Annotated in this window: 22 protein-coding genes and 2 pseudogenes; 8 read left to right on the top strand and 16 right to left on the bottom strand. The window is 66.0% G+C overall.

The genetic code is table 11. From position 1 onward, the window contains the following. The first annotated feature begins 3 nt into the window (after nucleotides 1-3). Genes ACM61V_RS20540 through ACM61V_RS20530 form a run of 3 tightly spaced genes read left to right on the top strand, consistent with a single transcriptional unit; the run spans nucleotide 4 to nucleotide 1,830 of the window. Nucleotides 4-216, top strand: coding sequence for a hypothetical protein (locus tag ACM61V_RS20540; protein WP_419714643.1), 213 nt, complete (start codon nucleotides 4-6; stop codon nucleotides 214-216). Then, nucleotides 213-698, top strand: a complete 486-nt coding sequence (locus ACM61V_RS20535; RefSeq protein ID WP_343545662.1) for a DoxX family protein — start codon at nucleotides 213-215, stop codon at nucleotides 696-698. The genes ACM61V_RS20540 and ACM61V_RS20535 overlap by 4 nt, the downstream gene beginning before the upstream one ends. Next, a complete protein-coding gene (locus tag ACM61V_RS20530) occupies nucleotides 688-1,830 on the top strand; it encodes an acyltransferase family protein (RefSeq protein WP_419714642.1) in 1,143 nt (380 codons plus the stop codon). Before ACM61V_RS20535 ends, ACM61V_RS20530 begins: the two co-directional genes overlap by 11 nt. A gap of 34 nt (nucleotides 1,831-1,864) precedes the next feature. On the opposite strand, the gene ACM61V_RS20525 is transcribed toward ACM61V_RS20530, so the two are convergent. The 10 genes from ACM61V_RS20525 to ACM61V_RS20480 form a co-directional block, all read right to left on the bottom strand. Beyond that, complete coding sequence (locus ACM61V_RS20525) at nucleotides 1,865-3,241, bottom strand: alkaline phosphatase PhoX (protein ID WP_419714641.1); 1,377 nt, start codon at nucleotides 3,239-3,241, stop codon at nucleotides 1,865-1,867. A 44-nt stretch (nucleotides 3,242-3,285) separates the two neighbouring features. Next, nucleotides 3,286-4,032 (bottom strand): arsenical resistance protein ArsH, encoded by a 747-nt coding sequence (arsH, locus tag ACM61V_RS20520; RefSeq protein ID WP_039396659.1) that lies wholly within the window; start codon nucleotides 4,030-4,032, stop codon nucleotides 3,286-3,288. After that, nucleotides 4,032-5,318 carry an arsenic transporter gene (locus ACM61V_RS20515; RefSeq protein WP_185707952.1) on the bottom strand — a complete coding sequence of 429 codons (1,287 nt, stop codon included), beginning with the start codon at nucleotides 5,316-5,318 and terminating at the stop codon, nucleotides 4,032-4,034. The genes arsH and ACM61V_RS20515 overlap by 1 nt, the downstream gene beginning before the upstream one ends. Further along, entirely contained in the window at nucleotides 5,318-5,746 is a 429-nt protein-coding gene (arsC, locus tag ACM61V_RS20510; protein ID WP_039396656.1) for an arsenate reductase (glutaredoxin), read from the bottom strand. Before arsC ends, ACM61V_RS20515 begins: the two co-directional genes overlap by 1 nt. A gap of 11 nt (nucleotides 5,747-5,757) precedes the next feature. After that, entirely contained in the window at nucleotides 5,758-6,090 is a 333-nt protein-coding gene (locus ACM61V_RS20505; RefSeq protein WP_039396652.1) for an ArsR/SmtB family transcription factor, read from the bottom strand. 236 nt (nucleotides 6,091-6,326) lie between these two features. Beyond that, the gene (locus tag ACM61V_RS20500) at nucleotides 6,327-6,920 is read right to left on the bottom strand and encodes a cation transporter (protein ID WP_419714640.1); all 594 of its coding nucleotides are present in this window, start codon (nucleotides 6,918-6,920) and stop codon (nucleotides 6,327-6,329) included. Next, nucleotides 6,917-10,051: an efflux RND transporter permease subunit gene (locus ACM61V_RS20495; RefSeq protein WP_419714639.1), complete on the bottom strand. Its 3,135-nt coding sequence runs from the start codon at nucleotides 10,049-10,051 to the stop codon at nucleotides 6,917-6,919. Before ACM61V_RS20495 ends, ACM61V_RS20500 begins: the two co-directional genes overlap by 4 nt. Next, entirely contained in the window at nucleotides 10,048-11,085 is a 1,038-nt protein-coding gene (locus ACM61V_RS20490) for an efflux RND transporter periplasmic adaptor subunit (protein ID WP_419714638.1), read from the bottom strand. Before ACM61V_RS20490 ends, ACM61V_RS20495 begins: the two co-directional genes overlap by 4 nt. Continuing rightward, nucleotides 11,085-12,536, bottom strand: a complete 1,452-nt coding sequence (locus ACM61V_RS20485; protein ID WP_419714637.1) for a TolC family protein — start codon at nucleotides 12,534-12,536, stop codon at nucleotides 11,085-11,087. Before ACM61V_RS20485 ends, ACM61V_RS20490 begins: the two co-directional genes overlap by 1 nt. A gap of 81 nt (nucleotides 12,537-12,617) precedes the next feature. Continuing rightward, complete coding sequence (locus ACM61V_RS20480; RefSeq protein WP_419714636.1) at nucleotides 12,618-12,956, bottom strand: hypothetical protein; 339 nt, start codon at nucleotides 12,954-12,956, stop codon at nucleotides 12,618-12,620. Nucleotides 12,957-13,117: 161 nt separating this feature from the next. Here ACM61V_RS20480 and ACM61V_RS20475 point away from each other — a divergent pair. Further along, a pseudogene (locus tag ACM61V_RS20475) lies at nucleotides 13,118-14,461 on the top strand (transposase). Between the two features lie 95 nt (nucleotides 14,462-14,556). Here ACM61V_RS20475 and ACM61V_RS20470 read toward each other — a convergent pair. Continuing rightward, entirely contained in the window at nucleotides 14,557-14,796 is a 240-nt protein-coding gene (locus tag ACM61V_RS20470; protein WP_419714707.1) for a response regulator, read from the bottom strand. Here ACM61V_RS20470 and ACM61V_RS20465 point away from each other — a divergent pair. The 3 genes from ACM61V_RS20465 to dmeF all read left to right on the top strand — a co-directional run bounded on the left by ACM61V_RS20465 (nucleotide 14,713) and on the right by dmeF (nucleotide 16,750). Next, nucleotides 14,713-15,369, top strand: a complete 657-nt coding sequence (locus ACM61V_RS20465) for a DUF3459 domain-containing protein (RefSeq protein ID WP_419714635.1) — start codon at nucleotides 14,713-14,715, stop codon at nucleotides 15,367-15,369. The genes ACM61V_RS20470 and ACM61V_RS20465 overlap by 84 nt on opposite strands. A 150-nt stretch (nucleotides 15,370-15,519) precedes the next feature. Further along, nucleotides 15,520-15,795, top strand: a complete 276-nt coding sequence (locus ACM61V_RS20460) for a metal/formaldehyde-sensitive transcriptional repressor (protein ID WP_081609170.1) — start codon at nucleotides 15,520-15,522, stop codon at nucleotides 15,793-15,795. A gap of 10 nt (nucleotides 15,796-15,805) precedes the next feature. Next, entirely contained in the window at nucleotides 15,806-16,750 is a 945-nt protein-coding gene (gene dmeF, locus ACM61V_RS20455; protein WP_419714634.1) for a CDF family Co(II)/Ni(II) efflux transporter DmeF, read from the top strand. Here dmeF and ACM61V_RS20450 read toward each other — a convergent pair. After that, complete coding sequence (locus tag ACM61V_RS20450) at nucleotides 16,747-17,151, bottom strand: MerR family transcriptional regulator (protein WP_017980772.1); 405 nt, start codon at nucleotides 17,149-17,151, stop codon at nucleotides 16,747-16,749. The genes dmeF and ACM61V_RS20450 overlap by 4 nt on opposite strands. A gap of 63 nt (nucleotides 17,152-17,214) precedes the next feature. Between ACM61V_RS20450 and ACM61V_RS20445 the strand changes: the two genes are divergently transcribed. Continuing rightward, the gene (locus tag ACM61V_RS20445) at nucleotides 17,215-17,982 is read left to right on the top strand and encodes a glutaredoxin family protein (protein ID WP_017980773.1); all 768 of its coding nucleotides are present in this window, start codon (nucleotides 17,215-17,217) and stop codon (nucleotides 17,980-17,982) included. A gap of 21 nt (nucleotides 17,983-18,003) precedes the next feature. On the opposite strand, the gene ACM61V_RS20440 is transcribed toward ACM61V_RS20445, so the two are convergent. The 4 genes and pseudogenes from ACM61V_RS20440 to ACM61V_RS20425 form a co-directional block, all read right to left on the bottom strand. After that, nucleotides 18,004-18,330, bottom strand: a complete 327-nt coding sequence (locus ACM61V_RS20440) for a copper-binding protein (RefSeq protein WP_017980774.1) — start codon at nucleotides 18,328-18,330, stop codon at nucleotides 18,004-18,006. Next, nucleotides 18,330-21,466: pseudogene (locus ACM61V_RS20435) on the bottom strand (efflux RND transporter permease subunit). The gene ACM61V_RS20440 and the pseudogene ACM61V_RS20435 overlap by 1 nt, the downstream one beginning before the upstream one ends. Beyond that, nucleotides 21,463-22,962, bottom strand: a complete 1,500-nt coding sequence (locus ACM61V_RS20430) for an efflux RND transporter periplasmic adaptor subunit (protein ID WP_061780583.1) — start codon at nucleotides 22,960-22,962, stop codon at nucleotides 21,463-21,465. Before ACM61V_RS20430 ends, ACM61V_RS20435 begins: the two are co-directional and overlap by 4 nt. Then, a complete protein-coding gene (locus ACM61V_RS20425; RefSeq protein WP_017980777.1) occupies nucleotides 22,959-24,188 on the bottom strand; it encodes a TolC family protein in 1,230 nt (409 codons plus the stop codon). Before ACM61V_RS20425 ends, ACM61V_RS20430 begins: the two co-directional genes overlap by 4 nt. Between the last annotated feature and the right edge of the window lie 12 nt (nucleotides 24,189-24,200).

Here is a 24,200-nt window from a genome sequence, read left to right as displayed (position 1 = left end):
CTGATGTCGCCGTCACAGATATCGAAACCGGAATGGGCATGGGCGGGGGTCAATGTCGTGGGCGCAGTCGTCGGTGGCAGCCTGTTCTTTCTCGAAGAGGAACCCGTCGCCGGGACGATCCTGCTGGCGGCGGCGCTTATCGCCGGCGAGCTGGGCGGCCGAGCTGCATCCAGGTGGGTCGCAACCAAAGAGAGCAAAGGACGAAATCACCGATGACGATGCGTGCACGTTGGGCCGACAGCAACGCCAGCCCATGGACAATCCTGATCCGTCTTGCGGTGGGGTTGGTGGTGTTCTTTCCCGAAGGCATCCAGAAGCTGATCTTCCCCGACATCCTAGGCGCCGGACGCTTCGCCAAGATTGGCATTCCTGCGCCCGAGATTATGGGGCCGTTCGTCGGCGTGGTGGAATTGGTGTGCGGCGCCCTCATCATCCTCGGCCTGTTCACGAGGTGGGCGACGATCCCTTTGATCGTCACGATGATCGTGGCGCTGATTTCGACGAAGCTCCCCATCCTGCTCGGCGAGGGCTTCGGCCCCTTCAGCCTGCCCGACTTCAAACGCTATGGCTTCTGGAGCGCGCAGCACGAGTCCCGCGCCGACCTGACGATGCTCCTCGGTTGCCTGTATCTGCTGATCGTCGGTGCGGGTGATTGGTCTCTCGACCGACATTGGTTCGGGACGCGCGGTGGTCGTTGAAGCTCGCCGCTTTCTTGCCTGCCACAATGCGTTGAGAGGCATCGCGGCGTTGGCCGTGTTTGCCTATCATCTCCAGCTCGATCCGAATTACCGGATGCCGCTCGGGCCGTTCACGCCGCTGGTCGATCGTGGATATCTCTGGGTCGACTTCTTCTTCATGCTGAGCGGCTACGTCCTGTCGCTCTCCTATTTCGATCGACTTGGTAGCGGGCGCAGATCCGATGTCATCGGTTTCCTACGTGCGCGTATTGCCAGAGTCCTGCCGATGCATCTGGCGGCGCTGGCCTTGCTCGCTGCGCTGGTTCTGGCGTTTCGCCCGACACAGGCGATGCTGGGCGGCGCCCGGTTCTGGTCGTTCCTCGACGCGCCTGATTTTGATTATCTGATCCTTCAGGCCGCACTCGTGCACATCTGGAATACCGGTGCGGCGCTGAGCTGGAATATCCCGTCATGGTCGATCAGCGCGGAGATGCACGTCTATCTTCTCGTGCCGCTCATCGCCGTCGCGCTAGCCAAATGGCCTCGACGGGTCTGCCTCGTCGCCTCGATCGCGGCGGTCTTGATCTACGGCTATATTCTGACGACACGTACTTCGCTGGACGTACTCGACCCTCTCGCGGTTCTTCGCTGTCTTGCCGGGTTCCTGGCGGGCGTGTCGATCGAGCAGGCAAGGCGCCGGCACGGCGCGTTGAGCGACTTGCTGGCGACGACCATGCAGGCAGCCAGTCTCGCCGGCATGATGCTCGCCTTGATGGTGTTCCGGAGCGATTGGCTTGCCATCCCCTTTCTCGCGCTCTTGCTGGCGTCGACGGCCGACGATCGCGGGGTGCTGGCTGCGCCGCTATCGCGAAGCCCTGCGCAGATGCTCGGGAAGATATCCTACTCCCTATACCTGCTGAACTTCCCGATCATCCTTCTCGGCGACCTGGCGTGGCGTTTCAGGCCGGCCTCGTCAGTGGCTATGCAGGGCACATGGTGTCTGGGCATGGCGCTCGCCCTGATCGCGACGGCCTTCGTCACGTTTCATGTCGTTGAAGCGCCGTTTCGTACTTTGTTGGGACCGCAACGTGCGTCACGCGCCGGCTCCAGGGTTTCCGACACATCGATGGCCGTTACCGATCCGGCTCCCTGATAGTGCCGGATCGATGGTTTCGCTGTCGCCGCGTTTATACGGTGACAGCGTTCCAGGGGCCGGTGATCGCCAGCGTCTTGGCAGGGCTGTACAGGTTGACGAACATTGTTCGGCCGTCCGGTGAGAAGCACGCGCCGGCCAGCTCCGTTTGCGCATGGAGGCGGGCGAAGGAATAGACCGCCCCTTGCGGCGTGATCCCACGAAGGTGGTTGTCGACCACGTCGGTATATTGGTCTTCACAGACGATCAGGTGCCCGTTCGGCGCGACCGTCAGATTGTCGCCGAAGTTCAGCATGGCGGTGCTCGTCGACTCCACGAAGAGCTGAAGCCTGCCCGGCGCGTCGGCTTCGCCGGCCTGACCCTCGCTGGCAGAGGGCTTGTAGCGCATGATCTGGCTCAGCTTCGCCGCGCCCCCGGAAGTGCAGCAAAAGTAGAGTTCGCCTGACCCGAAGTGGATGCCTTCGCCTCTGGCGAAACGCACGGCGCCTGCCAGATTGCCACGCTTCCGCAAGTCGTCGTTCGCACTGTCGGTGCCGTCGAGATTGATCCAGCGGGCATCGGCCCATTGCCCTACGGACAGCGTGTGCGTGTCCCAGTTGCGGCTGTCGGTGCCGAGCGCTTGGTCCACGAACGCCAGCGCCTGCAAACGACCTCCGCGCGCGAGCTGCCCGGGCGATGCAGGAAGAAACCGATAGAACAGGCTGTCGTCGCGATCTTCGGTCAGATAGACGATGCCGGTCCGCGGATCGACGGCGGCTGCTTCATGGTTGAAGCGCCCCATGGCGCGCATCGGAACGGCCTCGGTCCGCCCCGCGTGCGCGGCAGGAACCTCGAACACCCAGCCATGATCCTCGCGCAAGCCATTTCCCGCGCGCGACACGTCTTCTTCGCAACTGAGCCAGCTTCCCCACGGCGTGATACCGCCTGCACAATTCCGGATCGTGCCGACGAGGCTTAGATGCTGGCGCTCAACCTGGCCGGTCATCTGATCGTACACGAGGGTCGTCGTTCCGCCCGGCAACCAGCTATCGTCCGTTCCGCGGTCGAAGCCGGACCCTGTGCTGCGAGCGGACGCGAACGGACCGATGCTGCCATGTTTCGGCGACAGCTCGTGGTTGCGGACCAAAGCTACCCGGCGCGCATCGAGCCGGAACGCTCCCATGCCATCGGCATGATCCGGTACGCGCAGACCGTCGTCCATTGGATCGCCCAGGGCGGAAATGACGCGGTATGAGAAGCCACGCGGCAGATCGAGGAGCTGGCGCGGGTCAGCCTCCAGCGGGCCATAGCCTGCCGCGATCGATGAACGAGAAAGGCTCGATGTCGCGCAACCGCTCAGCGCCAGGCCCGAAAACGCGAGTGAGGTCAGGCCCATAAAGGAACGACGATCGATGGGTGCGATGTTCTGCATGGCTGTAACCTAGGCTTCGATTGGGTCGTTTGCGTGAATGGCGATCAGCGCCCCGGAGCAACGGCGATGGCCGACAGGTCCGTTGCCGGATCGATCGGTACACCGGCTTCCTTTCGCTCGGAGTAGCGGTCGACCAGTTGGGTGGTATGTGGGCGCAGCAGTACGGTGAAGCGCACCAGCTCTTCCATCACGTCCACGATCCGGTCGTAATAGCTCGACGGCTTCATGCGGCCTGCATCATCGAACTCGTCGAACGCCTTGGCGACCGACGACTGGTTGGGGATCGTCACCATCCGCATCCAACGACCGAGAACGCGCAGCGTGTTGACGCTGTTGAACGACTGCGATCCCGCCGACACCTGCATGACAGCCAGCGTGCGGCCTTGGGTGGGACGCATCCCGCCCATGCTGAGCGGTAGGTGATCGATTTGCAGCTTCATGATGCCGGTTATCTGGCCGTGGCGTTCGGGGCTGCACCACACCTGTCCCTCCGACCACATCGACAGCTCGCGCAGCTCGTGGACGGCAGGGTGATCGTCGCCTGCGTGCTGGTCGGGCAGTGGCAGCGTCGCCGGGTCGAAGATGCGCGTCTCGCAGCCGAAGAAGCGGAGCAGGCGAGCCGCCTCCTCGATGCACAGGCGCGAATAGGATCGTTCGCGCAACGATCCGTAGAGCAGCAGGATGCGGGGCGGCGGATCACCAGCGCCCAGCCCAAGGGCGGGACGATCGATCGCATAGCGCCTATCAAGCGCTGGCAGATGATCGGGGTCGGCAAGGTCACGCAGAGGCATCAGGCAATCCCAATTCGCAGCGCGAGCGCCGCCAGTGTGATGAGCAGGACAGGCACGGTGAGCGTCACCCCGACCCGGAAATAATAGCCCCACCCGATCCGAATGCCCTTCTGTCCCAGGACGTGCAGCCACAGCAGCGTTGCGAGCGAGCCGATCGGCGTCAGCTTGGGGCCGAGGTCGCAGCCGATCACGTTGGCGTAGATCATCGCTTCCCGGACCGCCCCGGTTGCGTGCGCGGCGTCGATCGACAGCGCGCCCACCAGCACGGTCGGCATGTTATTCATCACCGACGACAGGACGGCCGCGATCAGGCCGGTTCCCAGCGCCGCACCCCACACGCCGCCTTGCGCGGTGCGATCGAGCAGCGCTGCCAGATGGTCGGTCAACCCTGCGTTCCGCAGGCCATAGACGACCAGGTACATGCCGAGCGAGAAGATCACGACCTGCCACGGCGCTCCGCGCAGCACCTTGCCGGTCTGGATCACATGGCCTCGCCCGGCGATCACCAGCAGCAGGATCGCGCCGGCAGCGGCAACGGCGCTGACTGGCACGCCCAGCGGTTCAAGCAGGAAGAAGCCGGCGAGCAGGAGCGCGAGGACGATCCATCCGGCGCGGAAGGTCGCGGCATCCCGGATCGCGGCATGAGGAGCGCGCAACGCCGCGACATCGTAATCCTGCGGTATATCGCGCCGGAAGAAGATCAGCAGCGCGCCCAGCGTAGCGGCGATCGACACCAGATCGACCGGCACCATCACGGACGCATATTCCCCGAACCCGATCCCGAAGAAGTCGGCCGACACGATGTTGACGAGGTTCGAGACGACCAGCGGCAAGCTGGCGGTGTCAGCGATGAACCCCGCCGCCATGACGAACGCCAGCGTGGCTCTGTCCTTGAAGCCGAGCGCCCGCAGCATAGCGATGACGATCGGCGTCAGGATGAGCGCCGCACCGTCATTGGCGAACAGCGCGGATACACCTGCGCCGAGCAGCACGATCAGGACGAACAGCCGACGACCATGCCCCCCGCCCCAGCGCGCGACATGCAGTGCCGCCCATTCGAAGAACCCGGCTTCATCCAGCAACAGGCTGATGACGATGATCGCGACGAACGCGGCGGTTGCGTTCCAGACGATGCCCCATACCACCGGCACGTCGGACAGGGTGACGACGCCTGCAAGCAGCGCCACGACCGCCCCGCCCATCGCGCTCCACCCGATGCCGAGGCGCTTGGGCTGCCAGATGACGAGCGCGATCGTCGCGACGAAGATCAGGACGGCAAGGAGCATCAGGCGACGCGCTGGCCTGACGCATCGACCACCTGTTCGCCGTCTTCCTTGGCGAATGCGGCTAGCTGGCCGCTTGGCAGCAGGTCGAGGACGGCTTCGGACGGTCGGCACAGCTTCACGCCGATCGGCGAAACGACCAGCGGCCGGTTGATGAGGATGGGATGCGCCATCATCGCGTCCACCAACGCGTCGTCAGACAGCGACGTGTCGCCCAAGCCTAGCTTTGCATAGGGTGTGCCCTTCTCGCGCAGCAGCTCGCGGGGCGTCATGCCGGCGCGGTCGATCAGTGCGACCAGCAGCGCGCGGGCGGGCGGGGTTTTCAGATACTCGACCACATGCGGCTCGATGCCGGCATTGCGGATCATGGCGAGGGTGTTGCGTGACGTGCCGCACGCGGGGTTGTGATAGATGACGATATCGACGGCCACGGGGCGTCCTTTCAGCAGCAGGGGGCGAGTTCGGCGAGGAGTGGCGCACACAGTTTAGGCGAGCCGGCGCAGCAGTCCTTGACGAGGAACAGCGTCAGCGCGCGCAGGCCGTCCAGATCGGCCCGGTAGATGATCGATCGGCTATGGCGCTCAGACCGGACCAAGCCAGCGCGGGCGAGAATGCCGAGGTGTGCCGACATGGTGTTCTGTGGCACGTCGAGCTGACGGGCGATTTCGCCGGCCGCCATTCCAGCAGGTTCGTGGCGGACCAGCAGGCGGAACACATCGAGGCGCGTGCCCTGCGCAAGAGCACCCAGTGCAGCGATGGCCGAACCAGTTTCCATAATTCTAGCATAGCGGATATATGGCGTGTCGCTAGTCTTGCTTACCCATTCGTGGATCAGGTGTCTCACCGCTCACCCGGCGACGGATTTTGGGGAAGGGTTAGGGCGTCTCGTTTGTCGATCCCATGCGAGACGGGATCGCTATGCCTTGGGGTGTCATTCCGCCCCCAAACGTACCGAGCGCCAGCGGTGCATTTTTCAACAGCCCCGTCCGTTTTACGGACGGCGAGGCCTCGTCAGCCCGCGTTACGATGTTCCTCGCGCGCGGCTTCCCAGACCTCTTTTGCCGCGTCCATGTTCATCAACGCGATTCCGAGCCCTACGATCAGGTCCGGCCAAGCCGAGCGCCACAGGAAGGCGGTGACCAGGCCCGCGACGATGATTGCGACGTTGGCGAGCGTGTCGTTGCGGGCGGACAGGAACGCCGCCCGTGTGAGGCTCCCGCCCCCGTGGCGGTGGCGCGCGAGCATGAGCGCGCAGGTCAGGTTGACGAGCAACGCCCCCAGGCCGGTTACGGCGAGCGTGAACGGCTCGGGCGGTGAAGGGTGGTTGAACTTCTCCCAAGCGGTCCAGACTGTCGCGACGCCTGGCACGAGCAGGACCGCAGCCAGCCCCATCCCGAGCTTCGCCCGGTTGCGGGCGGACCATCCCAGCCCAAGGAGGATGAGCAGGTTGACCGACGTGTCTTCCAGGAAATCGACGCTATCGGCGAACAGCGACACCGACCCGATCGCGAGCGCGACGGCGAACTCGATTCCAAAATAGCCGATGTTGAGCAGGGCAACCGCGCGGACTACACGGCGCAGCCCGGGCGAAACAGACGCGTTCACGTTCCTTCTCCCACGCGCTTATTGGAACTAGACGGCTCCGGGCCGAACCGCCCGAACCGGAGCGCGAGGCCGGGCAGGACGAGCAGGTTGAGCGCGGCCGAGCTGACTAGGCCGCCCAGGATCACGACCGCCATCGGCCCCTCGATCTCGCGGCCGGGCTCGCCGCTTCCGATCGCGAGCGGCAGCAGCCCGAACGCCGTCGCGAGCGTCGTCATCAGGATCGGGGCGAGCCGATCGGCCGCACCTTCGATCGAAGTCGCCATGTTCCAGGCGTGACCTTCCTCCCGTGTCAGCAGATCATAGTGCGACACCATCATGATCGCGTTGCGGAGCGTGATCCCGAACAGGGTGACGAACCCGACCAGCGCGCCCAATGAGGCGATCCCACCCGTCAGCCACAGCGCCAGCACGCCGCCCACCATCGCGAAGGGCAGATTGAGGAACACGAGGCCGAGATTGCGCCCCCGCGGCACGGTCAGGGAGAGCAGCAGCAGCATCGCGACCGCGGCCAGGATCGAATTGATGAGCAGGGTGCGCGCCGACTTCGCCTGTTCGGCCGCGGCGCCCTCGATTCCGGCTGTCACTCCGGCCGGGAGCTTCAGGCCGTTCACCTTGGCGGCGACGCGGGCGGTGACCGCCCCCACATTGGCATCGGTCGTGCCGGCGGTGACCGTTTGGACCCGCTGGCCCGCGATATGCACCACCTCATAGCGGCCGCTCGCCTCGCTTATGTCGGCAAGCTGCGCGGCCGGGACGAACGCACCATCGGGCGACTTGAGCAGCAGGCTCGACACGCTTTCGGGCGAGGACCGTAGCGAGGGGCTAAGGATCAGCGCCGCGTTGAAGACTCGCTCCCCTTCATAAACTTGGCCGACGACCTGCCCCTGATAGGCGGCCTGTATTTGATCCAGCACGTCGAGCGGGTTGAACCCCCAGCGCACCAACGCGTCCTGTCGCAGCTTGACGACCAGCTTGGGCGCGCCGGTTGGGCTCGCCTGCACCACATCGACCGTGCCGGGCACGGCGCGGACGGCTTCGGTGACCATCGCGGCAGCGCGATCGAGCGCGTCCAAATCCTCCCCGTGCAGGCGGACGACGATCGGGGCCGTATCGCCCGAGATCACGTCGCCGAGGCGATCGGTGAGGAAGGTGCGCAGCACAAAGACCGGGCCGGGTATCCCGGCGAGCGCGTGGCGGATGGCGGTTTCGGCGGCTTCCTGCCCTTCGGCGTCGGTCGGTTCGAGGTCAATGTCGAGTTCGCTGAACTCCGGCCCGCCCGCCACTTCCGCGCCCGCCTGGGCGCGGCCGGTGCGTTGCGAGACGCTGCGCACATGGGGCGCGCGCAGCACGGCCGAGGCGACCTGGCGGCCGACCGCTTCCGAGGCGGCGAGCGAGCTGCCAGGCGCGAGCTGCATTTGGAGGACGTAATGCCCTTCCTTCAGTTCAGGGATGAAGGCGGTGCCGAGCCGCGGCACGACCGAGAACACAGCGATCGACGCGCCGATCACCAGCGCCGCGGTCAGGCCGAGGTTGCGATCGACGCGGCCGAGGAGGCCAGTATAGCTCCGCTTGAGCCGGTGCGTCAGCGCTGGTTCGTCATGCGGCAGCCGATCGGGCCGGATCAGGAGCGAGCAGAGCGCCGGGGTGACCGTGAGGGCCACAACGAGCGAGGCGAGCGTCGCGAGGATGTAGGCGAGCCCCAGCGGCCCGAACAGCCGCCCGGCCACGTCCTGAATGGCGAGCACGGGGACGAAGATTAGCGCAATGGCGATGGTGGCATAGACCACGGCGCTGCGCACCTCGAACGTCGCCGCGCCGATCGCGTCGTTTATAGCCGCGTCCTCACCCGCGTCGCGGGCGAGGCGCAGGCGGCGATAGACATTCTCGACCACGATCACCGCGTCGTCGACCAAGAGGCCGACCGCGATGCCGAGGCCCCCCAGCGTCATGGTGTTAAGGCTGTAGCCGAGCAGCTCCAGCACCAGCGTCCCGGCCAAGAGCGCAAGCGGTATGGCGGTGAGCGCGATCACGGCCATGCGGATGTTCCAGAGGAATAGGAAGACGACGGCGATGACCAGCACGCCGCCCACGCCCAGCGCGAGTTGCAGGTTGCCGAGCGCCGTGGCGATGAACCCGGCGGGGCGGAACAGGTCCGGGCGGATCACCACTCCTTGGGGCTTCAATTCGGCGTTGAGGTCGCCGATCGCCGCCTCGACCGCTTGCGCGACCTTGACCGTGTTCGCGCCATATTGGTCGGAGATGAGAAGCTGAAGGCCGGGGCGGCCGTCGATGAGCGCCGCTCCGACCGCCGGAGCCGGGGCCGCTTCGACGCTGGAAATATCGGCGAGCGTGAGCCGCTGCCCCTGCCCCATGACCACGACCGTTCCGGCGAGCCGCCGTGTCGCTTCCGCGGGGTCGCTCGCTTCGATCGTGATGCGCTGGTTGGCGGTGTCGATGAACCCCGCGCCGCGCACTCCTAACGTCCGCTGGACCGCAGCCGCCAGTTCGGCGAAGGACAGACCATAGCGGGCGAGCTTCGCGGGATCGACCGCGACCTGATATTGCTTGATGTCGCCGCCATAGATCGAGACTTGGGCCACCCCCGGCACGGCGAGCAGGCGCGGCCGGATCGTCCAATCGGCGAGCGTGCGCAACTCCATTGCCGATAGGCGGTTGGACGTGACACCGGCGATCAGGACGATGCCCGTGGACGAGGTAAGCGGCGCGAGCGTCGGCACCGCGATTCCTTGCGGCAGCTCGCTTCCCAGCCCCGCCAGCGACTCGTTGAGCTGCTGGCGCGCGCGGAACAGATCGGCGCTGGCGTCGAAAATCACCGAAATGTCCGACACGCCTTGCACCGAGCGGGAGCGCACCGTGGCGACCCCCGGCACGCCCAGGATGCGCGTTTCGATCGGGCGGGTGACCAGCGCCTCAACCTGTTCTGCGGTCAGCCCTGGCGCTTCCGTCTGGATCGACGCGCGGGGCGGCGCAAAGTCAGGGAACACGTCGTAGTCGGCCGAGACGAGGCGGAATACGCCATAGGCGGCGAGCAGCAGCGCCAGGCCGAGGACGACGAAGCGGTGCCGCAGCGAGCCCGTGATAAGCCCGCCGATGAAGCCGGTGGGTCTCATTCGCCGCCTCCCGCGCCCTGCTGGTTTTGAGAGAACAGGAGCTGCGCACCCCGCACGACCACGCGCGCGCCGGGTTGCAGGCCCGAAGTGACGATGACCCCGGCCGAGGTGCGCGCGCCGGTGACGACCGGCGTGGGGGTGAACACCCCCGGCCGCGTTTCGACATAGACGATCGACCGCCCTTCCGTGCGGATGATCGCGGCGTCAGGCACGGCGACGCCCCGAACAGGGGGACCGCTCGGCACTTCGGCGGGCACGCTCACCCCCGGCGCGAGGCCGGGGCGGGCGGGAACGGTCCCATAGAACCCGGCCGCCTGGAACTTCGGATCGGCTTGTGCGGCGCGACCGATGATCGACGCCTGGACCCGACCGCCATCGGGCAGGATCAGCGCGACGCGGGCCGGAAAACTCGCGCCGAGGTCCGCGCCCGACACCTGGACGAGCAACGTGCGCCCGGCGAACAGGCTGTTGAGCGGCGCGGCGTCGCGGACGATCCAGCCGCCCAGCACCGGCCCGAACTGTTCGCGCGCACCCGCCCCTTGCAGCGCGACTTGGGCGCGGGCGTTGGCGAGCGCCGCGGTTTCGGTCGCGGCCGTAGCGCGCTGCGCTTCGAGCGCCTTGGCCGACGCGATTTGCCCATCCGCATGGAGCAGTGCGAGCCGGTTGGCTTCTAGCCATGCCGCTTCCGCCGCGACCGAGGCCCGGCGCACTTCGGCCGTCGCGGTCGCGAGCGACTGGCGTTGCTGCGACAAAGGTTGCAGCGAGATGACGGTCGCGAGCCCGTTGCGGGTCTGCGCTTGCGACGCCGCCATGACGGGCGCGACGGCGAGATTGCCCGTCCCGAGCAGCGAGCGCGGCACGACGATCTGGGTTTGCGCGCCCGAGCCCGTGACCTTGATCGCGCTTTCCACCGCGCCTTCACCCGCGCCAGCGGTGTTGTCGGGGCCGACCGCTCGGAGGGCGAGCGCGCCACCCGCGGCGACGAGGAGGGCGAGCCCGGCGAGCAGGGCGGTATGAGGGAGGTTGCGGCGCATCAGCGTTCGCCTTCCGAGAGGATCAGGGGGACCGGATCGAAGCCGTCCGGACGCAGGTGCGCGGCCGCTTGGAGCGCCAGCGCCGCCTTGGCGACCGCGCCTCGCGCATCGGCCCCCCCGGTGACTTGCGCGGCGAGTTCGGCGCGCGCGGTCAGCAGCTCCACCCGGTCGATTTCGCCGCGGGCGAACATCGTTTCGACGGCGCGTGCGCGCCGCTCCTGCTCGGCATACAGCCGTTCGGCGACGCCTAGCGAGCGGACCGCTTGGGCATAGGCTTCCGCGGCCCGATCCACTTCGCCGATCACGGCCGCTTGTGCCGTCGTGAACTGGCGTTCCGCCTGGGTCCGCACCGCCCGCGCTTCCGCGATCGGCCCGCCATTGGCGTTGAACACGGGGAGGCTCGCCGCAAGCGTGACCCCCCATTTCTTCTCGCCCTGATCGTATTCAAAGCTGGGGCCAGCTTCGATGTTCGGTGTGCGCCCGGCGAGCTGCAACCGGAGGTCCGCATCGGCCGCGGCGTAATCGGCGAGGCGGGCGAGCAGATCAGCGCGGTTGAGCGGCGCGGCGTCGCGCGCGCGGGTGATGAAGCCGGGCGACAGGCCCGCATCGAGCCGGGGCAAAGCCAGGCGGGACATAAGAAGGCGTTCGGCCGGGAGCCCGATCGCGATGGCGAGTTGGTGCAGCGTGTCGGCTTGCATCGCCGCGGTCGCTTGGGCGTCGAGTTGCGTTCGGCGTAGCGTCGCGCGCGCGGCCATTAGCGCCACGCTCGAATCCTCGCCCACCCGCAGCTTCTTTTCGGCGGCTTCGACCAGCCCGGCATAGGCCGTCACTTGCGCGTCGAGCGCGGCGAGGCGCGCTTGGGCGGCCGACAGATCAAGCAGTAGGCTATCGACCGTCTGCGTCGCTTGCCGTCCCGTGCTGAGCAGATCGAGGCGAGCGGCTTCCGCCCGATAACGGGCGGCCTCGACCCGCAGGGGACGCTTGCCCCCCGTCTCCATTAGCTGGACCAGCGTCGCCGCGAGCAGCCACGGAATCGCGCCGGGCGCGGTTGCGGTGGCATAGACCGGGTTGAGGCTAAGCGTGGGATTGGGGCGCTGCCCGGCCGTCAGCACGGCCGCTTGCGCGACCCGCCACTTGGCGCGAGCGAGCTGGACGGCTTGCCCGTTCTCCAACGCGACCAGCGATAGCGCGTGCCCGTCGAGGCGTTCGGGCGGCCATGCGGGAAAGCCGGCGTGCGCCGCCAGCGCGGCCAGGCCGGGATCATCGAGCGAGCGGGCGCGAAACGCCGCACCCGTGCCTTGCGGCTGGACCGGCGTGGAGGGCGCAGTTGCGCAGGACGAGGCAAGCAGGGCGGCGACGCAGCCAAGCCCGATCAGCCGGCGAGGCCGGATGACGGGAGGATGCGCCGACCGGCGCGCCAGGGCGGGCGCGCAGGGATGATCGACAGGCACGGGAACACTCCGCAAAGACCGTAACGAGCGGGAAGGCGCGCCCGAGGTGCGGGCGCGTTCAGCGCAAGAGCGCCGCTCGGCTCAGAACCTTGGAGGTCGCTTCGGAACGTGCGGCGAGCAGGACGCCAGCGGAGCGCAGAAAGCCAGCGACCAAGACGGCCGCTCGAAAAGAACGCTGACCAGATCGGTAAGCCGTTCGTCGGGCAGGACACCCATGAAGATGAGGTTTACCGCCCCGACCAAGGGAGGCGGCGGGTCCGCCACAGGCCCTATGTCGGGCGTGTCATCCATAAGCATCGTGAGATCAACGGGAGCCGTTCGATCGGCAGCGGCGACGGCTAGGTTCGCCGACATCATCAAGCTAGGGCCCGAGGCGAGCATCACCGCAGCGAGCACCATCAGCACTCGCGCATAGGACACCCGGAGCCTTAGTAGCGCGTCGGTCAGCACGAAAACGTCGATAGTGGAAAGGGCCGGAGCGCGCCAGTGTTCGGAAAACGATCGAGACTGTTGAAAAACGGCTGGTTGCGAGGGCGATGAAGGCGTGATTCACTGCGGCATAGCGGTGGAGGGTCATGGATATGATGGGTCGGCAAGTAGCACAGGGTGCGCTGTTCTACGGCTTCCGGCTCGACGACCATGTGCCGAGCGACCACCTGCTGCGGCGGATCGATAGCGTGTTGGACCTCGGCTTCGTGCGCGAGGCACTGGTAGCGAGCTATAGCGCGAGCGGGCGACCTTCGATCGATCCGGAAATGATGCTCAGGATGCTGCTGGTCGGCTACCTGTTCGGCATCCGGTCGGAACGGCGCTTGTGCGAGGAGGTGCATCTCAATCTCGCCTATCGCTGATTTTGTCGGCTCGATCTGGCGGACCGGGTGCCCGACCACTCCACCTTCTCCAAGAACCGGCACGGCCGGTTCCGCGCCTGTGACCTGCATCGCCTGCTGTTTGAGCAGGTGGTCGCACAGTGCGCAGCAGCCGGGCTGGTGGCAGGGCGCGACGTGGCGGTGGACGGCAGTACGATCATGGCCGACGCCAGTCGCGAGAAGAGACTGAAGGGCGCCGACGCTGCAGATGAGCTTCGTGGCAGGGACACTGTGTCGCGGCCTGTCGCCGAATATTTGGCAGCGCTGGATGCCGCGCTGCCGCCGGGTCCCGATGAACCGGCGCCAGTCGAGCCGGCCAGCATCTCGCCGACCGACCCGCAGGCGGCGCTCACCTGCAAGCACGGTCCTGCACGTTATGCCTACGCCATCAATCCGCTGCTCGACCTCGATACCGACTGCATCCTCGACGTTGAAGCGACACCGGCGCGCTTTGCAGCCGAAGTCGCGGCGACCCGGACGCTGGTGTCACGCGCCGGAACCAGGCTGGGCATCGCGCCTGCGAGCCTCTCGGCCGACAAGGCGTATGGCAGTGGTCCGCTGCTTGGCTGGCTGATCGAGCGTAACATCACGCCGTACATTCCGGTCATCGACCGCGGCCGCCAACGCGACGCCTTCTTCACCCGAGATGCTTTCAGCTACGACCGGGAGGCCGACACCTATCGCTGCCCGGCGAACAAGCCGCTCAGCTACTGCGGCACCAACCGGGCAAGTCAGGTCCGCGTCTATCGAAGCCGTCCGGCGGATTGCGCCGCCTGCGAACTGAAGCCGCAATGCACAATCGGCAAGAAACGCGGCGTCACCCGCCTCGTGAGCGAGGATGCTCGCGACGCCGTCCGCGCCCTTGCCGGCACCGATGCTTACGTGCAGGCCCATCGCCGACGAAAACGGATCGAGCGCGTGTTCGGCCACTTGAAACGCAACCTCGGCCTGCGAACCCTCAAGCTACGTAGCCTCGCCGGAGCTGCCGAAGAGTTCACCATGGCGGCTGCGGCCTACAACCTCCAGCTGCTCGCGCGGCAGGCAGCGCCCGCCTGATACGAAGCGAGTCCCCGGTGACCGGCGTCAACAGCCATCCGCCACGATGCTCACACATATGCCTTTTTCAACAGTCTCGATCGTTTTTGGGATAGTTAAGCCCGTGCCATACTCTCGATCTGGCGTAGTAGCCTGTGCGGATCGAATGGCTTGGGCAGAAACGTCGCTTGTGCAGGTAATTCGCTTTCAGGGATTGGCGCGTCGCCGGATACGACGAACAGGACGGTAGGCGGGAAGCGATCGCGAACATAATGCGCCAGCTTCACACCATCCATCGAGCCCGGCATTTGCACGTCGGTGAGAACGACGCGAATCTCCTGATGTTGATCGAGAATGGCGATAGCCGTGTCCGCGTTCTCCGCCTCGAAAACACGCCATTTCGCGTGCGAGAGATCGGTGAGTTCAACGACGTCGAGGTGCATGGTCAGTGGAAGGACGACGTAGAAACCGGAAAGGTGCCCGCCGCCAGCTATCTTCGGGACATCGCGCAAACCAGTCGCGACAATGCTCGTACACCGATGCAGTGGTCCTCTCTGTCCAATGCGGGGTTCACGCGGGGGAAGCCCTGGATACCGGTGAACCCGAACTTCAATACGATCAATGTCGCAACTCAGACGAGCAAGAACAGCTCCGTCCTCGGTTTCTACCGCCGCCTCATTTGCTGGAGATTGCGCCAACCTGATTTGGCAGCAAGCGGTTACGTTGACATTCTTCCAGACCATCCGGCCTTGTTCGTTTATCGGCGCGGGTCGGTCTTTGTTGCCATCAATTTTTCAAGACACGTTCAGCAGGTTACTGTCACTGGTAAGCCGACTGTGATGCTTACTTCGGACGATGATGGTGTCATTCTTGAACCTAACAACCTGACCCTGCCAGGATGGACAGCAGCGATACTATCGGTCCCCTAACAACGATTTAGGAGCGAAACTACTTATACAGATATCCAGAAAATTATACCAAACTGGACAGGATTAGCGTCTACTAGGTTTTTTCAACAGCCACGGACGGTTTTGACACCGACTTGCTGTTTACTGGCCTATAGGCTAGGGGGGTATCCTATGTCACATTTGTCTCAAACCAATGTCGATCTGGTCGCCCGCGTTCGTCGCATCGCCGGACAAGTCGGCGCGGTCGAGCGAGCACTTCAATCGGACTCGTCGTGTTCCGACGTGCTCCATCTGGTTGCCGCCGTGCGCGGTGCGGTGAATGGCCTCATGGACGAGATTATCGCCGAACACCTCGAAGCGCATGTGTCGCGGCCCGGCCTCGATGATGCCGAGCGGGCGGCAGGTGCCGAAGAACTGCTGGCGGTGATCCGCCGCTACGCCAAATAGGACGCTTTTCATGGCGGCTTTGCCCGAAATCGACGCCTTCACGCACGACCATGTATTCCTGGGCGCGGCGCACGACGACAATGCCCGCGGGACCCTGTGGGTCGTGGCGCTTACCGCCGGGATGATGGTGGTGGAGATCATCGCCGGTTATCTGACCGGCTCGATGGCGCTGCTCGCCGATGGCTTTCACATGGCGACACACGCGGGCGCGCTCGGGGTCGCCGCGGCCGCTTACGCCTATGCCAAGCGCCATGCCTCCAGCCGGGCCTATAGCTTCGGCACGGGCAAGGTCGGCGACCTGGCCGGGTTCGCGTCGGCGATGGTGCTGGGCCTGATCGCGCTCGGGATCGGTGTCGAGTCCATCCTTCGCCTGTTTCAGCCGATCACGGTCGCATTCGGGGAAGCGACGCTCATCGCGGTGGTCGGTCTGGGCGTGAACATCGCCTGCGCCTTCCTGCTCTCGGGCGGGCACCATCACGGGCACGACCATCATCACGGGCATGACCACCATCACGGGCACGGGCATGCGCACGGCGCGCATGGCGGTGACAACAACATGCGCTCCGCCTATGTCCATGTCCTGGCCGACGCGCTCACCTCGGTTCTCGCCATCGCCGCGCTGCTGGCGGGCCGCTATCTCGGCTGGGTCTGGATGGATCCGGTGATGGGCATCGTCGGTGCGATCGTCATCGCGCGCTGGTCATGGACGCTGATGCGCGACACGGCGTCCGTGTTGCTCGATGCGACCGATCATCATGTAGAGGAGGAAGTGCGCGAGTTGGTCGAGGCGCCAGGCGACGCGCGTATCACCGATCTTCATGTCTGGCGCGTCGGTCCGGAAGCCCACGCCGCGATCGTCAGCGTCGTAGGCGGGCAGGGCGTGACCGGCGACGATATCCGCGCCCGCCTCGCACCGGTTCATGAAATCGCGCACCTGACCGTCGAGTGCCGCTAGCCCTCGAAGGCGGTCAGGATCGGGCATGGTCCCTCCGCTCCTGACCCGCATTCATGTGCGAGCCGGCGAAGCGAGGCGCGCACCCGCTCAAGCTCCTCGATCTTCGCATCCAGTTCGGCAATGCGCTCGCCCGCGAGCTGGCGCGCGCGGGCGCGATCGTCGGTCGCATCCAGCGCCAGAAGCTCACCGATCTGCTCGAGCGTGAAACCGGCTGCCTGCGCCGAGCGGATGAAGCGAAGGCGGCGGGCGTCATCGGTGCCGTAGCGCCGGATGCCGCCTCCGGCGCCAGCCCCGGTCGGCCGGTCTGGCTCGTCCAGCAAACCGCGACGCTGATAGTAGCGCACCGTTTCGACGCCGACGCCGCCCTCGCGCGCGAGCGCCGCGATCGTCATGCCGGTCATGCCTTGACTCCGTACTATGGTACGGACCCTATATAGGCGGGGCGAGGATATTGGAGAAGCGGCATGGCGAGCGCCCCCGCCAAACAGGCGACGATCTACCGGATGGTGATGCCGGAACATACCTGCCCTTTCGGGCTGAAGGCGAAGGATCTTCTGCGCCGGGAAGGCTATGCGGTCGATGACCATTGGCTGATGACGCGGGAAGAAACCGACGCTTTCAAGGCGAAGCACGGCGTCAAGACGACCCCGCAGATCTTTATCGCCGGGGAGCGGGTCGGCGGCTATGACGATCTGCGCCGCTTCTTCGGCAAGATGGTCCGCGACCCCAAGGCCGTCACCTATCGCCCGGTGATTGCCGTGTTCGCGATGACGGCGCTGATGGCGCTCGCCGCCAGCTATGCGGTACTCGGCACGCCCTTCACGGTGCGGGCGGGTGAATGGTTCATCGCGTTCTCGATGTGCGCTCTGGCGATGCTCAAGCTCCAGAACGTCGAGAGCTTCTCGAGCATGTTCCTCAACTACGATCTGCTCGCGAAGCGCTGGGTGCCCTATTCCTATGTCTATCCCTACGCGGAAGGAGCGGCGGGCGTCCTGATGGCAGCCGGCGCGTTGACCTGGCTGTCGGTGCCCGTCGCGCTCGTTATCGGTACGATCGGCGCGGTGTCGGTGTTCAAGGCCGTCTACATCGACAAGCGTGAGCTGAAATGCGCGTGCGTGGGCGGGGACAGCAACGTGCCGCTCGGCTTCATCTCGCTCACCGAAAACCTGATGATGGTCGCGATGGCGCTGTGGATGATCGCTGCGCCGCCCGTGCTGGCGATGGCGCACTGACGCGAAGGTCGGCACGCGTCGTCAATGCGGGCTGATCGCCGTAACTTCTGCCGTCATACCCTTCGCCTTGGCGGTGAATGCGACCCGCTGCCCCGACCGCAGTCCCTTGAGCAGGGTCGGGGGGGATGCCCGGAAGGTCATCGTCATTGCGGGCCAGCCGATCGTCGGGATCGGGCCGTGCTTGATGGTTACGGTTCCACCTTTCGCGTCGACGGCAGTGATCGTCCCCGATCCGCTGCCGGATTTTACAGCCGATGCAGCCGGCCTGCTGCCTTGAGCAAGAGCGCTCGCTGCGATCGGCGTGACTAGTAGCATGAATGCGGCGCGCATGGAGAAAGTGGCTTTCATCAGATCTTCCTTTCGGGGCGGGTTGAAGCTCGCCGCCGCAAGAGCAAGTAGGCGGCTGGCAGGATGAACATGGAGAGGAAAGGGGCGGTCAGCATTCCACCGATCATCGGCGCGGCGATCCGGCTCATCACCTCCGATCCGGCGCCATGCCCGATCAGCACGGGGAACAGCCCGGCGACGATGACAGCGACGGTCATCGCCTTGGGACGTACCCGCAACAGCGCGCCCTCCCTGATCGCTTCCGATACTTGCTCGCCCGACGGTGACGGCCCGCGCTCGGCCAATGCGTGTTTCAGGTAGATCAGCATGACGACGCCGAACTCCGCCGACACGCCGGCGAGCGCGATGAACCCGACACCTGTGGCGACCGATTGCGCATAGCCGAGCAGCCATAATGTCCAGATGCCGCCGGTCAGCGCGAAGGGCAGTGTGCCCATGATAAGCGCCGCCTCGTCGAGGCGACCGAAGGTAAGGTAGAGGAGAAGGAAGATGATCGCGAGTGTCGCCGGCACGACGAGCATCAACCGAGCCTCGGCACGCTGCAGATACTCGAATTGTCCGGAATAGGCGATCGAGACGCCGGGGCTGAGCCGAACATCTTTGCCAACAGCACGGCGCAGATCGGCGACCGTGGAGGCCAGGTCGCGCCCGCGCACGTCGACATAGACCCATGTCGAGAGTCGACCATTTTCCGTCTTGAGCATCGGTGGACCTTCCGCGATCGACACGGATGCGACGGTGCCGAGTGTGATCTGCTGACCCGATGCGGTGACGATTGGGAGAGTTCGCAGTCCCTCCAGACTGTCACGCAGCTCGCGGGGGTAGCGGACGCTGATCGGGTAGCGGGCAAGGCCCTCCACCGTCTGGCCGATCGTCTCGCCGCCGATCGCGCCGGACACAATCTCCTGCACATCGGCGATGTTGAGACCGTAGCGCCCCGCGGTCACCCGATCGATATCGACATCGACATAGCGGCCTCCGGTCAACCGTTCTGCCAATGCCGAGCTGACGCCCGGCACGGTCCTGGCGACACGTTCGATGCTGCCGGCGATGCGGTCCAGCTCGGAGAGGTTGGACCCCGACACTTTCACCCCGATGGGACTCTTGATGCCGGTCGCGAGCATATCGATCCGATTGCGGATCGGAGGCACCCATACGTTCGTGAGGCCGGGCACGCGCACTGTGCGGTCCAGCTCCTCCACCAGCTTTGCCGGCGTCATCCCCGCGCGCCATTGATCGCGCGGCTTGAATTGGATGGTCGTCTCGAACATCTCGAGCGGTGCCGGGTCGGTCGCGGTCTCGGCGCGCCCGGCTTTGCCGAACACGGTTTTGACCTCGGGAACGGTTTTTATCAGCCGGTCTGTGCGCTGGAGCAGGGCCGAGGCGCTCGCGGCCGAAAGGCCGGGAAGCGCGGACGGCATGTAGAGCAGATCGCCCTCATCCATCGTCGGGATGAACTCGCCACCCAATCGGGTCAGCGGCCATGCCGTCGTCGCCAGTACCAGGGCGGCGATGCCGATCGCCGCCCAAGGCCGCGCCAACACGCGGTCGAGCGCCGGGCGATAGGCACGGGTGAGCACGCGGTTGATAATGTTGTCGTTCTCGGCCGGAATGCGTCCCCGGATCAGCCATCCCATCAGGACCGGCACGAGCGTTACCGACAGGATCGCCGCTGCCGCCATCGCATAGCTCTTGGTGAAGGCGAGCGGGGCGAACAGCCGTCCCTCCTGCGCTTCGAGCGTGAACACCGGCACGAACGACAGCGTGATGATGACGAGGCTGAAGAACAGCGCCGGCCCGACCTCGGCCGCGGCCTCGGTGATGACGCGCCAGCGTTCCTCGCCCGCCAGCGCCACGCCCGGATGGTCGTGTTCCCATCGCTCGATCCGCTTGTGCGCGTTCTCGATCATCACGATCGCGGCATCGACCATCGCGCCGATCGCGATGGCGATACCGCCCAAAGACATGATGTTGGCGTTCACCCCCTGCACACGCATGACGAGCAAGGCCGCGAGCACCCCCAGAGGCAAGGTGACGATCGCGACCAGCGCAGACCGGACATGCCACAGAAACAACCCGCAGATGATCGCGACGACGACGAACTCCTCGATCAGCTTGCCCGTCAAATTCTCCACCGCGCGGTCGATCAATTGCGAGCGGTCATAGGTGGTGACGATCTCGACGCCGGGGGAAGGCTCGCTTTCAGTTCCGCGAGCTTGGCCTTGACGGCTTCGATCGTCTGCCGTGCATTCTTGCCCTGACGCAGGATGACGACTCCGCCCGCGACCTCGCCTTCGCCGTTCAGCTCGGCGATGCCGCGGCGCATCTCGGGGCCGATCTGGATCGACGCGACGTCGCCCAAGGTAACGGGGACGCCGGCACCGGCGACCTTGAGCGGGATCGCGCGGAAATCGTCGACGGTGCGCAAGTAACCTGACGCGCGCACCATATATTCGGCTTCGCCCAGCTCGAGGACGGACCCGCCGGCCTCCTGATTGGCGCGGCGAATGGCATCGACGGCCTGAGTGTGCGTGACACCGAATGCGGCGAGCCGCGTCGGGTCGAGCAGCACCTGATATTGCTTCACCATTCCGCCGATGCTCGCCACCTCCGCAACGCCGGGCAGCGTTTTCAGTTCATAACGTAGGAACCAGTCCTGCAAGGATCGGAGCTGCGACAGGTCACGGCGGCCGGTGCGGTCCAACAGCGTGTATTCATAGACCCAGCCGACCCCCGTCGCATCAGGACCCAGCGCGGCCTGCGCGCCTTGGGGAAGCCGTCCCTGCACCTGGCTCAGATACTCCAGCACGCGTGAGCGCGCCCAATAGAGGTCGGTCCCATCCTCGAAGAGGACATAGACGTAGCTGTCGCCGAAGAACGAATAGCCGCGCACGGTTTTCGCGCCAGGCACGGACAGCATCGTCGTGGTGAGCGGATACGTCACCTGGTTCTCGACGATCTGCGGGGCTTGGCCCGGCCAGCTCGTGCGGATGATGACCTGCGTGTCGGACAGGTCGGGGAGCGCATCGACGGGGGTGGCACGCATTGCGAACACCCCGGCCATGGCGAGCGCGATGGCCGCCAGGACGACGAGGAAGCGGTTCGCGACCGACCAGCGGATGATCGCGGCAATCATCGCCCAGCCTCGCGCGTCATGCGGCGCAGCGTTGGACCATCGGCGGGTTGATCAAAGCCGAACCGCACCCGCTCACCCTTGCGATACCCACGCACCAACGCGGGATCGGCGACGCGGAACGTCATTGTCATGGCCGGCCAGCCGATCGCCGGAACGGGCTGATGGGACAGGGTGACGGAACTGCGATCGATCGCCTCGATGCTGCCGACCGTCTCGTAGATCGACGCGGTGGGTTTCACGGCCGGCTTTGTTGCGGGTGACGCTTCGACACCAATCGGACGCGCATCGAGGCCAGCGAGGCTCGCTTCGGAGTCGATCAGGAACTGGCCCGACGCCACAACCTTCTCACCCTCGGTCAGGCCGGCGACTATCTCGGTTTTGCCGCCGCCTTCTGCGCCAGTGCGAACCTCGGCGGGTCGAAAGCGTCCACCCGGCCCTGCCAACATGACGAGTGTGCGCCGGCCGGTCCGGATCACGGCCTCACTCGGAACAAGGAGTGCATCGCGGCTCCCCTGGTCGAGCGCCACGCTGGCGAACATACCGGGGCGCAACCGGCCGGCACGGTTGGGGAGCTCGACGCGGATTGTGAGCGTGCGGCTCGCTGCCTCGGCCTGGGGCAGGATCGCAGCGATGCGGCCCCTGAAGCTTTCGCCCGGGAAAGCCGCCAGCGTGGCGATGACGGGCGTGCCGATCCGCAGGTTTCCTGCGAGGGCCTCAGGGACAGCCGCGTTCAGCCACACGGTGGCGAGGCCGTTCACCTCCGCCAGTGTCTGTCCTTGCGCGACCGTCATCCCCTGTCGGACGCCGAGCGTCTTGATGACGCCCCCCACGGGCGTGCTGATCGTCGTCACACCTTGCGGTCGGCCGCGCCACTCCGCCGATGCAATCGATCCGGCGGGCATCCCGAGAAGCAACAGGCGCTCTCGTGCCGCCCGCGTGAGCCCGGCATCCCCGGTGCGGCGCACGGCGAGATACTCCGCCTGCGCGCCCGCCCATTCGGGCACAAGGATATCGGCGAGCGGGGCGCCTGCCGGCACGACATCGCCTGGCGCGCGCGCATAGACGCGCTGAACGAAGCCGCCGCTGCGTGCCTGCACGACCGCAACGTTGCGGTCATTGAACTCGATGCTGCCGGTTGCCGAGGCCGAGTTTGACAACGATCCGCGTTCGACCGTGACGATCCGCGCGCCGAGCCGCTGGAGGCTGGCCGGATCGATCGCTACGCCCGGTGCGGCGCTACCGCCTGCGCCCTCGTCGGCATAGCGGGGGATCAGTTTCATCCCCATCGACGAGAGACCCGGGCCGTCGTGCCGCTCCCCCGGGATCATCGGATCATACCAGTAGAGGATCTTCTTCTGCGGGGCTGGGGATGCCGTTTGATCGGCAGCCGAGGACGTGCCAAGTTTCGCGAGCCCGAAGCCCACGCCCCCTGCGACCAGCACCAGCGCGCTTACCGCGGTGACAAGGCGGGCGCGGGTAATGGTAGTGTCGCTCATCGATCGGCGCTCCCGAAGGTAATGGTGAGGCGGACAGAGTCTGCGGCGACGAGCGCCTCACGGTCGAGCACGGTCAGCTCGGCGTCGGCGAGCGCGGTCTTGGCTTCGATGGCATCCGCAAGACTCGCGCGACCGGCAGAGTAGCTCGCTATCTCCAGATCGGCTCGCTTCCGAGCGAGCGGAAGGAGCACGTCGCGCGCGCGCTGCCATTGGCTGTGATGCATTTGGTGGTCCGCCAGCGCGGCCTCCAGATCGGCTGCCAATGTGCGCCGGGTTTCTTCGCGCGCGGCCTCGGCCTGCGCCTGTGCGGATTTGCGGGCTTCGATGCGCGGGTTCTGACGCGATCGAGCGAACAGCGGCAGGCTCATCGAAACTCCCGCCGACACCATGTCGCCATACCGGGGGTCACGGCGTTGATAAGCTACCTCTACCCCCCAATCGGGTCGCTTCTCCGCTCGCGCCGCATCCACGTCGGCCTGGGCGCGCTGAATACCGGCCTCGGCGAGAACCATGTCGGAGTGAAGGCTGAGCGCGTCCCGCAGCCGCGCCGGAGCCAGATCGATCGCGGGCATATCGCCGGCAATCTCGGGCGCCGATACGCCGGTCCAGCGAGCCAGCATCGCGCGGGCGCGCGCAACGGCGGCCATCAACTCGTCGCGGCGGTCGTCGAGTGCCGCGATCTCCTGATCGGTCGTCAGTGTCTGACCAGGGCGGACCGAACCGGTCGTCACGGCGGCCCGCGCAGCGGAAGGGAGAGATCGAAGGAATAGCAGAACGGTGTCGAGGGCAGCTAGTCGACGCTCGGCATAAGCAAGGTCGATCCATGCCTGCCCCGCTCCCAATCGCACCTCCCGGAGCTTGGTCGCTTGCGATGCTTCTGCCGTTGCGATCACGGCGCGTGCCTGCGCTTGCGCGGCATGACGCTTGGCAAGGTTGGGTAGGTCCTGTTGGAAACCGACACGCCCCATCGTCATGTCGTCTCTGGATAGGGAGAAGGCGGGTGGCCCAGAGACAGGATAATTCTCGATTCCGATCGACACACGGGGGTCCGGAAGGCTTCCCGCCGCACGTGCATCGGCTTGGGCGGCGCTGACCCCCGCGCGACCGGCAACCGCTCCCGGGGCGTTGGCAACCGCATCGCGCAGCGCTTGGTCATAGGTAAGTGTCTGCGCGTGCGCGGCGCTCGTCGTGAGCGCGGCGACCGCGAGCATCATGGATGCGCGCATCCCTCTAGTCCC

It is taken from the genome of Sphingomonas sp. TX0543, from assembly GCF_048565505.1.
GTDB lineage: Bacteria > Pseudomonadota > Alphaproteobacteria > Sphingomonadales > Sphingomonadaceae > Sphingomonas.
The sequence above is the reverse complement of the archived record's forward strand: the minus strand, read 5'-3'. Positions and strand labels throughout refer to the sequence as shown.